Here is a 10,405-nt window from a genome sequence, read left to right on the forward strand (position 1 = left end):
CAAAAGAAGAGCGATGCGGCTGCAGCGGGCCGGGGGTCGAAACCAGACGACTACAGCCCACCCAGAACGGGAGATCTCGAAACGATGGCCGCTTCGGAACGAACTGCAAGCGACGAACCTCGCCTCGGGTTCTCGACGCGAGCTATCCACCACGGGTATGACCCTGCCCATCACTCGCGCGCGGTATCGCATCCCATCTACACGACGTCGACCTTCGCCTTCGGCAGCGTCGCTGAATTGGATGCGGCGGCTGCGCTGGGAGGCAAGCTATATGCGCGGGAGTTCAATCCGACGACCGCGTTGTTGGAGTCTCGCTTGGCAAGCCTGGAAGGCGCCGAAGACGCGGTCGTATTCGCATCGGGAATGGCCGCCTTCGGTGCTTTGGTTCTCTCCCTGCTATCCCAGGACGATGAAGTCATCGTTCATCGGACGCTGTATTCCAACACGACCGCCATGACGGAACAGGGCTTGCCCCGCTTCGGAATCAAGACTGTCCCTGTCGATCTCAGCGATCCGTCAAATCTCGAAGCGGCCCTCACGTCGCGCAGCAAGGCAGTCTATTTCGAGACGCCCATCAATCCCACGGGCGACATTCTCGATATCGCGGCCATCGCGGGCCGTGCACACCGGGCCGGCCTTTGGGTCTTCGTCGACAGCACGTTTGCATCGCCAGCACTGCAGCAACCTCTTCGGTGCGGGGCCGACGTCGTACTGCATTCCCTTACGAAGTACGTCAGCGGTCATGGCGACGTGCTCGGCGGCGCGCTCTTGGGGCGGGCGGAATTCATCGAGAAGATTCGCGATCGCGGCCTGCGCTACATCACCGGCGCCGTCCTGTCGCCGATGGCGTCTTCGCTGGTCCTTCGCGGGATCAAGACTCTTCCCCTCCGGATGGAACGTCACGGGTCCAATGCACTTGCGATCGCCCACAAGCTCGACGGCCACGCGGCAGTGAAATGGGTGAACTACCCGTTCCTTCCCTCCCATCCCCGACATGCGATCGCCAAAAGACAGATGTCGGGCGGGTCGGGAATGCTGTCTTTCGGGCTTCGCGGGGGATTTGACGCCGCTCGGCTCTTTCTCGACAATCTCAAGCTGATCACGCTCGCGGTCAGTCTCGGAGACGCTGAAACGCTGATCATGCATCCCGCGAGCCTGGTGCGCGCCAGGCTGGCGGTTCGTCCCGAAGCCCGCCTTCAGAGAGGCGTCGAAGAAGACCTGATCCGTCTTTCGGTCGGCTTGGAAGACGAGGCGGATCTGCTCGATGACCTCGAACAGTCTCTAGATCGGCTCGCGGATCTCGGTCTGTAGCGCCGGGAAGTAAGGATTGAGAATATGATAGCCCCGCCGCCCGGACTCGAGCCGGCCATGGACTTTGGTAAAGCCGTTCTGTCTCCGCAAAAGGAAGTCGTCCGAAAATTCTACAAAGACATGTGGGACCACGCCGATATTGCGCTGATCCCCGAGATCTTCCAGCCGGGCTTCACGTTCAAAGGGTCCCTCGGCCCCGTCCTCGTCGGCTACGACCAATTTGCGGATTACGTCAGATGGGTAACCGACTCTCTTGAGTCCTACACATCGGACATCCTCGCTCTCGTCGAGGAAGGCAACCGGATTTCGGGCAAGCTTCGCTTTCACGGCATCCATCGAAGGCCGATATTCGGTCACGCGCCGACCGGGCGTCACGTCTGGTGGTTCGGAGCACCGATCTTTACGTTTCACGACGGCAGGGTCGCGGATCTGTGGGTTCTTGGCGACATCCATGGACTTATCGCGCAACTCGCACCGGACGCGGCGAGCAAACCCGAGTTCGCAACGAAGGCCTGATTGCAACCCTCACCGTAAACGGACCTCGAAAATGTTTAGTCTTCAGACATTCCTGCTCTTCCTCGCCGCCGCACTAGTTGTGGCGGTCACTCCAGGTCCCGGCATTTTCTACATCGTCGCGCGCACGCTGGCCGGCGGCCGAAACGAGGGATTAGCGTCGAGCGTCGGCTTGGGTCTCGGCGGTTTCGTCCATGTGCTCGCGGGCGCGATAGGCATCTCGGCCCTGGTGATGGCGAGCGCCGAGGCGTTCACCGCACTGAAGATCGCCGGCGCCTTCTATCTCATCTGGCTGGGCATCAAGACCTGGAGGGAAGCCCGCGTAACCGCGCCGACCGACGTCCGGACGACCGGGCCAGGCCGTGCGCTGCGCGAAGGTATCGTCGTCGAAGCGCTAAATCCGAAGACCGCCGCGTTCTTCCTCGCCTTCATTCCGCAGTTCGTTGACACCTCCGCTCACGTGGCTCTGCAGTTCGTCGTATTGAATACCGGCGTCGACCTGATCGTGACCCGTTGGGCGACGAAGGCGAGGGATGGACTAGCCGGGCGGCCAAGGTTCGTTGCGCGGGCGCGACAGACCTCGGGAGCCGTGATGTGCGGATTGGGAGTCGCATTGCTGGCCGCGCGACGCGCGGGGTAGGCGTTCAACTCTTTTCTTGCCTCCGTGCACGAAACAGTTCGTCGAAAATCTGGTCCGCCCCCCAAGCCTGCGCGGACGTAATCCCAAGCACATTCGCGGCTTCGATGACCTGCTCGCGGACGGCCTAAAAATCGTCGTTACTGAAGGCGCCGGCGTCGCCAACACATCCGGTACGGGGACATGGGAGGACGTTGCCGGTCGCGAAGGTCGTCTGGCGGACATCGCGCGCTTCCGCAAGAATATCGTCGGGTTCGGCAAGGGAAGCGGACCGAGCTACAAGATGTTCGTCGAGAAGGACGCCGACGCCAGGATCACGTGGCCGGATTGGCCGATCACCCATGCCGACATGGCGGAAACCGTAGAACTGTCGAAGAATCGCACGATCTGGCGCGATGTGAACGTAGTCCTCCCTCATGACGCCGATCCGCAAGCCAAGCAATTTCTTGAGTTTCTCAGCAGCGATCGTGGCGCTGCGATCATGAAGACCGAGGGTTGGGTACGATAGAGACCGCGCCGCCATGATCTGGAGAGGGGCACTCAATCGTGAGTCGCCCCTCGAAGCGCGTGATGACATTTGTCAGCATGGGCCCTTAAATCGATTGCATATCGCGACCGGAGTTGTGCGACTACATGTGCGGCCACGAAAGCAAGAGCGGGATCGGTGCGCGGTACGGCAAACGAAAGGTGCCTGTACTCGCGAAGGAATTGACCCTGTTCCCGGGGTTCAAGGTCCCAGCCTTGAATCGGCCGCCGGCACCTCTCAAGCGGACGCGGCGCTCGCCGCAGCAGATTACCGCGGACAATGCTGAAAGGGCGGCTCGGCGCGCGGCCGCCTGAAGGCCCAGCAACGAAGCATGCTTGGCGAGACCCGAGACGCAGCCGCTCAGCGTCCGCCTTCGCAGCGCGAGGCGGTTCGTGCTAGTCATCAGCGGACCGAGACAGCGACGGCCCGCCTTGACAGCCACGACCATTGCCGACCCGCAATCCTTCATCCGAGCCAACACCCGGCTGCGGTCGGTGCCCCTGGTGCCGGAGATCGCGGTCTTCCTCGCCGATGAATCATTGCCACTCTGGCAGCAGACCGAGAACGAGCTTAACGAGGCCGGCCTTCCCCCGCCCTTCTGGGCCTTTGCCTGGGCGGGCGGCCAAGCGCTGGCGCGCTACGTCCTCGATCATCCCGAAACCGTGCGAGACCGGCGCGTGCTCGACATCGCTTCAGGCTCCGGACTCGTCGGCATCGCGGCGATGAAGGCCGGCGCGGTCGCGGTGACCGTGTCCGACATCGACGCCTTCGCGATCGCGGCGGCCGAACTCAATGCGGAGGTCAACCAGGTCCACCTCACGTCGTGCGGCAAGGACATGCTGGATACTCAACCAAATGACCGATGGCAGACCATCCTCGCGGGCGACATTTTCTATGAGCGGGACACCGCGGCGCGTACCTTCGCATTTCTGGCCAACCATGCGCGGGACGGCGCGACCATCTTGATCGGCGACCCCGGGCGCTCTTTCCTTCCGAAGGCAAAACTTGTCCGACTCGCCGACTATCGCGTACCGGTGACCCGCGACCTAGAGGATGCCGAGATCAAGCATACGGCGGTTTGGACCATCTCGCCGGATTCTCTGTAAGTTGCGTTGCGCGGCGTCAGTCGTGGTCTCGACGAACTCAGGCGCGCAACAGCGCAAGCACCAGTCAGGTCGAACGCGGCATCGGGTCGCGGTGGCGGCAAAGGAGTCGCCTTTCCTCGCTTTACGTTACGTAATGGCGCCGGACACCATGTAGCCCGGCGATCTGAACAGGTTGCCAGAACATGGTGCCTGCCGGCCGTCGCTATCGGCTACCCGTCAAAGCACGGAGGCCAGCTCGGCGTAGCGACAGAACGCGTTTGCGAGTTGCATCTGGCGGGGCGTCCGACACTCGGCCTCAAATAGACGCGGCGAGGCGACCACGATGCAGACGCACTTCGCCCGCGAAACCGCAACGTTCAGTCTGTTAGCGCTGTACAGGAATTCCATTCCGCGTGGCGCGTCCGCATGACTGGAGGTCGCCATGGAATAGATGACGATTGGCGCCTCCTGGCCCTGAAATTTGTCCACGGTGCCGATGCGAGCGCTTGGAAGTCGCTCCTGAAGCTCGAAGACTTGCGCATTGTACGGAGCGATGACCAGGACATCCTCGAGCGAAATTTGGGACTCACTACCTTTTCGGTCGACCCAGGTCGCGCCGGATCCCAGGATGTCCGCGATGAGGTCGCGGATCGCATCGGCTTCTTCCGGCGACGAACTCTGATTTCCGTCGTGCTGGACTGGAAGGTACCGAAGGCCAGAGCCGTTGAGTCCGGACTTGATCCTGATTTCCTGCCGCTCAAGTCCGGGCCTCGACTTTAGGCGACCTTCGTAGAACAATTCCGAATTGAAGCCGCAGATGAGGGGATGGAGCCGCCACGTCTCGGCGAGGAACAGGCCCCGATCGGCCGGAATGGTGGCATGAGGACCAAGGACGTGGTCCAGGGCCGAAACTCCGACGCCATCAGGATGGCTTCCTTGAATCGGCTGCTCCAATTGCCGCGGATCTCCCAGCAGGACGACGCTCTGCGCAGCTTGAGCGACGGCCAGCACGTTTGCGAGAGCCATCTGCGCGGCTTCATCGATGAATAGCACGTCAACGCTAAGGCGTGCGTCCGGCCGAGCCCAGAAATACGATGTTCCGCCGCCGACGGAACAGTTTGTCTGCAGCGCACCGAGGGCATGCTCGTTCTTCTTAACGAACTTCAAGTTGTCGAAATCGTCTTCTTGATGCTTCTCATCGACCTTCTGAACACAGCGGATCGGAAGACCTTCTTCGGCTGCAGTCTCGACGACCTCGTCGAGAAGATTGCGGATGACCTTGTGGCTATTGGCTGTTATCCCAACTCGCTTTCCTGCTCGCACAAGAGCGCAGATCATGCGGGCCCCGGTGAATGTCTTCCCGGCGCCTGGCGGGCCTTGAACCGGATAGACGCTCTGGTCCAACTCAAGCGCGACCCGCATGGCGGTCTTCAAACTATCTTCGCCCACAATCTGCAGGCTCTCTCCCTTCAGCCGCGGCGCGGCCGATAGGAGAAGATCACGCGCAGCGCGGTGCTCGCCGGCTCCTTCGATTCCATTCTCCGCCACGTACTGCCCCAGCCGGAAGAGAGCCTCGGGACGCTCGTCGCGATCCAGCGATTTGTGGGCGAAGACGGCTTCCGGATGGAATTCCGCTGTGTCGCCTCGCTTCTTGATGTCGATGGTCCGATCTTCATGCGAAATGGCGACGACGCTGCCGAACTTCTGCCCGCCGACGCTCCTGAGCTCGCTGTCCGGCCGAAGATCGGTATCTTGAAGAACGAAGCTGTACCTATGAACTGGCACCTTTGCGGTGCCACCGGCTGCTTCCTTGAACGAAAGCCCGGAGAGACCAGCACGTTCGTGGAGCAGGTCCTCGGCAGAATGATCACGTAGCCGGAAATATTCCCACCAAACGGCCTTCTTCTCCCGGCCGTGAAAGTCCAGCATGAAAGCCAGCAGCCAGCGGGCTTGCTGCTCGACCGTCCGCTCGGCGACGTCGTCTGGAATGCCTTCCGTAAGCCGACCGACGAGTACTGCCACCCTCTTCTGCCAATCGCCGAGTTTTTCGCTGGCCTCCGCAGACTTCGGAACGGGTCGTTCGATAACTTCGCCGCTGGCAATGAGACTGGCGCGCAGCGCTTCGAGCCAATCACGCAACGCCGCCGTCGAGTCGCAGTCGTCCTTGTTGTAGCCTCGGATCGCGTCCTTATCCGCGTCGGGAATACCGGCGGCATCCGCCATTTCAAGGCGCGCCTGAATCCTAGCCATGACCGCCCCGACGTCCTCCAGCGGAACGTTGCGGGTAAACGAGTACAAGGGCTCCAGCTTCTTAATCGAATAGCTCTCCACGCTGGCACGAATCCCGTGGCGGACGACGGCGAACAGATCGACGAAGATCTCGGCCCGCAAAAGGTTGTCGACCTCGTTCTCGCGAGAGGCATAACGGCCCATAAGGCGCTTCATGGTGGCCGGTTCGTACGGCGCAAAATGGTAGATGTGCAGGGCGGGGTAGCATTTGAGGCGCTCTGTTACGAAGTCGACGAAGCGCTCGAATGCGGCCCGTTCTTCCCGCCGGTCCGAAGCCCAGTCGCAGACGTACGTCGGCTTCCCTTCGTGATTGAGGAAGGAGTAGCCGAACAGGAATTCCAGGCCGCCTTCCCCAACGAAAGGATCACCCTCAAAATCGAAGAAGATATCGCCTAGAGACGGCGCGGGAAGCCGTGACAGGCCGAAGCCGGCGATCGGCGGGAGCGCCTCGTATTTCATCGAGCCGCTCGTTCTGCCTTCGACCTGAATTCTTGCCTGCTCGCGTACCTTTTCGTAGCTTTTGGCAGCCCCGCGTTCCGGCCTCCATTCCAGGGGGATGGGCATGGTCGCGAGCGCAGCCGTGCTGCCGACTCCGCGTCTGGTCAATTCTCCGATTTGCGACTTGCTGATACCGGCGACCAGCGACAAGTGGTCGTCCCGCCGCCTTCGATCGTCGCAATCGCGGCGCCACCGGCAAATGTCGCAATGTTCGATCGGTTCGGGATAGGCGGCGCCAGCGGCGCTGGTAAGAGCCGTTTCGAGGCTGGATCTCACATGCCGGTAGTAGGCTGAGTAGTCGGCGATACGGAAGGTTTCCGGCTCAAAATTTGTACCCGGGGTTACGACGTGGGCCACAGTCGGCTCGACCCCCTGCATCGCGGAAAGCATATCCGAATACAGCGATATCTGCAGAACCGTATTCCCCTTCGTTTCGCGCGCGAGCTTCGTATCGGTAACTTCGTACGACCAAGCACCAAACGGGCTCGGCTTTTCCACGCGGCGGAGCACGTCGGCCCGGCCGTTCCAAATCCCCGCTTGCAATGCTCCCTGAACGATGACCGCGTCGCCACGGGTCATGGCCTCTAAAGTCGCCGAAATGGACTTGGGATCGAGCCCTACTCCATCGATCACCGTCACGGCCATGCCGAGCGTCTTCAGGTGGTCGATGAAGGCCTGTTCGTGCGCGGCACCGCGCTCGGCAAGGGTCTGAAGAACCGGATCCCAAACCTTGGGCTTCTGAAGCTCGCCCTTGGCCACTTTGAGATCGAGTTGCGTCAGATACGTACAGTTCAGGTGCCCGACCAGATCGGTCGAACTAAGGTACAAATTCCCACCAACGTTCTGCATTCCCCACCATAATGCCGTTCGCGGCGACCTACTCGGCCGTCTAGCGAACGCCCATTATGCCATTTTCCTAGGCGATCGGGCTCGAAAGAGGCGAATAATCTACTATAGTCGCGCAAAGAGTGTGGCGGGGGTTGAGCTGGTGGGGGCTGGTACGGTCGAGAAGGCGAGATGGCTGCGCGATTTGCTCCGGTTTCTGCCCTTGCGAAGCCAGTTCGTCCTGTCGGGCAATACCAGGGATCTCCAGATTCATGAGGCCGCGCCCGGCCAGATCACATCCGTATCCTTGACCAGAGCGCTGCCGGACGCACTGAGGGACGCCGGCTATGGCCGGATCGCGAGCTTCGATCTCTTGAACGGCTTTAGAGCCCTCGAACCGTCCGACGATAGCTTTTTGACGCATCTTGGGCTGTCGCCCGCAAACGGAACCGCTGCTGGGGGTATCGATCTTTTGGCCTCGACCCTTGAACGGCATGTTCCATCCGACGGCCCACCCTCGGCCCTCATTATCGACTTCGCGTCGCGCTTGATCACTCGCAGCGAGGCCCTCTCTCCCGCCGAACATCAGCTATTTTCGCGCGCATTGATCCTTTCCCATTCTGCGCGCGCGCGCCCGGCCGGCGATCGTCGTCAGCCATTTTTCAACACGGTGATCTGGATCGTGGACAAGGAGGGAGACCTTCCCGATTGGTTCCTGATCGGCAATCCACGCATTCGGCACATACCGATCGGTCGGCCCGACCACCTGGCCAGGCGGACCATGATCACTTCGTTGATGCGGGGACTTCCCGGCGCTCAAAATGCCGCTCCGGCCGACCTGGAGAAATCAACCAATGGATTCGTCGACGAGACCGAAGGACTTCTGCTCCTCGACCTCAGCGCGATCGCACAGCTCTCCCGAAGCGAAAACGTCTCGTTCGATCGCATCTCCGATGCGGTTCGGCGGTTCAAGGTCGGCGTCACCGAAGACCCGTGGCGCAAAATAAGCCACGACAAGATCAGCTCGGCGAACGAGTTCGTAAGGCGCCGCGTGAAGGGGCAGGCGCACGCCGTCACTCACATGCTCGACATCGTGAAACGCGCCGTCACCGGCATCGGGCAATCGCCAAGGGGTGGCCGACCGAGGGGTGTCGCTTTTCTCGCCGGCCCCACGGGGGTCGGGAAGACGGAACTTGCGAAGACCATTACTAGCCTGCTCTTCGGCGACGACAGCGCATACATCCGCTTCGACATGTCGGAGTTCAGCGCCGAGCATTCCGATCAGCGCTTGATCGGTGCCCCACCCGGCTACGTCGGCTACGACGTCGGCGGCGAGCTCACCAACGCGATCCGGGAAAAGCCATTCAGCGTCGTCCTTTTCGACGAGATCGAGAAGGCACACCCGCGAATCCTCGATAAATTCCTTCAGATCCTGGACGACGGCGTTCTCACCTCGGGACGAGGGGATCGCGTCTACTTCTCCGAAGCTTTCATCGTCTTCACGTCCAATCTCGGTATCTACACCCCCGGCCCCACGGGCGAGCGGATCGCGAACGTGACGCCCGAGGAGACGTTCGATGCGGTCAAGCGGAAGGTCCGCGCCGAGATCGAAAAGCATTTCAAGCAAGTGCTCAACCGTCCGGAAATCCTGAATCGCATCGGCGAGAACGTGATCGTCTTCGATTTCATTCGCGGAGATGTCGCCAACGAGATCTTCGATCATATGGTGGACAGTCTGCTGAACGACGTCAAATCGCTAGGCTACCACGTGATACTGTCGGAGCAGGCCCGCGCGACGCTGCGCGGTCTGTGTCTGGCGGATCTTTCGAATGGCGGACGCGGCATACGCAATCAGGTCGAAGCCCATCTCATCAACCCGCTTTCGCGCGGTCTGTTCGATAGCGGCGCAGCAGAAGGAAGCCGATTTCGAGTCTTGGAAGTTCAAACCGGGGCATCGTCGACGCTTCGTCTCGAAAGCGAGCCCTAGAGATGACGATTCGCATCTCCGTCTCGCGCATCCATTTTCCCGTGACGACTTTAGGACCCGGACGACGGCTCGGCATTTGGTTTCAGGGTTGCTCCATCCGTTGTCCGGGCTGCATTTCCATGGACACCTGGGTGGAAGGACGGGGAAGCACGACTGTCGAAGAAGTCGTCAATTCCATCATTCCGTGGATATCGAAGGCCGACGGCATCACCATCTCAGGAGGCGAGCCTTTCGACCAACCCGACGCTCTGTTGGAACTAACGGCACGAATTAGGTCTAAGACCGAGGCCGATATACTCGTCTTCACCGGATATCCGTGGGCGCACATCCGCGACATAGTTGGCACGTCCTCTAGTACGATGGATGCCCTCGTTACGGGGCCTTTCGACTTCGAGGAAAAGCAGACACTTGCTCTGCGAGGAAGCGACAATCAGGAACTTCACTTCATCACGGAAAACGGCCGCGCCCGGTTCGCCAGCTTCGAGCGCTTGGCCGACGAGCGGGATCGGTCCGTCGATGTCATGTTCGACGAAAACGGCGACGTCTGGTTTGCCGGTATACCCGCGCGCAATGATTTTCGCAGACTGCAGGAATTACTCGAAAGCAATGGATCGACACTCGACACGTCCGAGGACAAGCGAATTTCCTCCAAGCTGGCTCGCCCGGCATGATTAGACTTTGCCCGAATTGCGATACCGAGCGGCCCGTCACCGAGTTCTTTTGCGAAGGCACGG

At 60.8% G+C, this 10,405-nt stretch carries 8 protein-coding genes; 7 read left to right on the forward strand and 1 reads right to left on the reverse strand.

The window, feature by feature from the left end:
- The first annotated feature begins 84 nt into the window (after positions 1 to 84).
- The 5 genes from IVA75_RS09845 (at position 85) to IVA75_RS09865 (ending at position 4,093) form a co-directional block, all read left to right on the forward strand.
- Entirely contained in the window at positions 85 to 1,311 is a 1,227-nt protein-coding gene (locus IVA75_RS09845; RefSeq protein WP_247284848.1) for a PLP-dependent aspartate aminotransferase family protein, read from the forward strand.
- Positions 1,312 to 1,335: 24 nt separating this feature from the next.
- Complete coding sequence (locus IVA75_RS09850) at positions 1,336 to 1,827, forward strand: ester cyclase (RefSeq protein WP_247284849.1); 492 nt, start codon at positions 1,336 to 1,338, stop codon at positions 1,825 to 1,827.
- A gap of 31 nt (positions 1,828 to 1,858) precedes the next feature.
- Positions 1,859 to 2,464 (forward strand): LysE family translocator, encoded by a 606-nt coding sequence (locus tag IVA75_RS09855; RefSeq protein WP_247284850.1) that lies wholly within the window; start codon positions 1,859 to 1,861, stop codon positions 2,462 to 2,464.
- 16 nt (positions 2,465 to 2,480) lie between these two features.
- Complete coding sequence (locus tag IVA75_RS09860) at positions 2,481 to 2,969, forward strand: substrate-binding domain-containing protein (protein ID WP_247284851.1); 489 nt, start codon at positions 2,481 to 2,483, stop codon at positions 2,967 to 2,969.
- Positions 2,970 to 3,418: 449 nt separating this feature from the next.
- Entirely contained in the window at positions 3,419 to 4,093 is a 675-nt protein-coding gene (locus IVA75_RS09865; RefSeq protein ID WP_247284852.1) for a 50S ribosomal protein L11 methyltransferase, read from the forward strand.
- A 216-nt stretch (positions 4,094 to 4,309) separates the two neighbouring features.
- Here IVA75_RS09865 and IVA75_RS09870 read toward each other — a convergent pair whose 3' ends face one another.
- Positions 4,310 to 7,708: a TM0106 family RecB-like putative nuclease gene (locus tag IVA75_RS09870; RefSeq protein ID WP_247284853.1), complete on the reverse strand. Its 3,399-nt coding sequence runs from the start codon at positions 7,706 to 7,708 to the stop codon at positions 4,310 to 4,312.
- Positions 7,709 to 7,829: 121 nt separating this feature from the next.
- On the opposite strand from IVA75_RS09870, the gene IVA75_RS09875 reads away from it, so the two are divergent.
- Entirely contained in the window at positions 7,830 to 9,671 is a 1,842-nt protein-coding gene (locus IVA75_RS09875) for an AAA family ATPase (protein ID WP_247284854.1), read from the forward strand.
- 2 nt (positions 9,672 to 9,673) lie between these two features.
- Positions 9,674 to 10,342, forward strand: a complete 669-nt coding sequence (locus IVA75_RS09880) for a 4Fe-4S single cluster domain-containing protein (protein ID WP_247284855.1) — start codon at positions 9,674 to 9,676, stop codon at positions 10,340 to 10,342.
- Positions 10,343 to 10,405 lie beyond the last annotated feature (63 nt).

It is taken from the genome of Bradyrhizobium sp. 134 (assembly GCF_023074155.1).
Classification (GTDB): Bacteria; Pseudomonadota; Alphaproteobacteria; order Rhizobiales; family Xanthobacteraceae; genus Bradyrhizobium.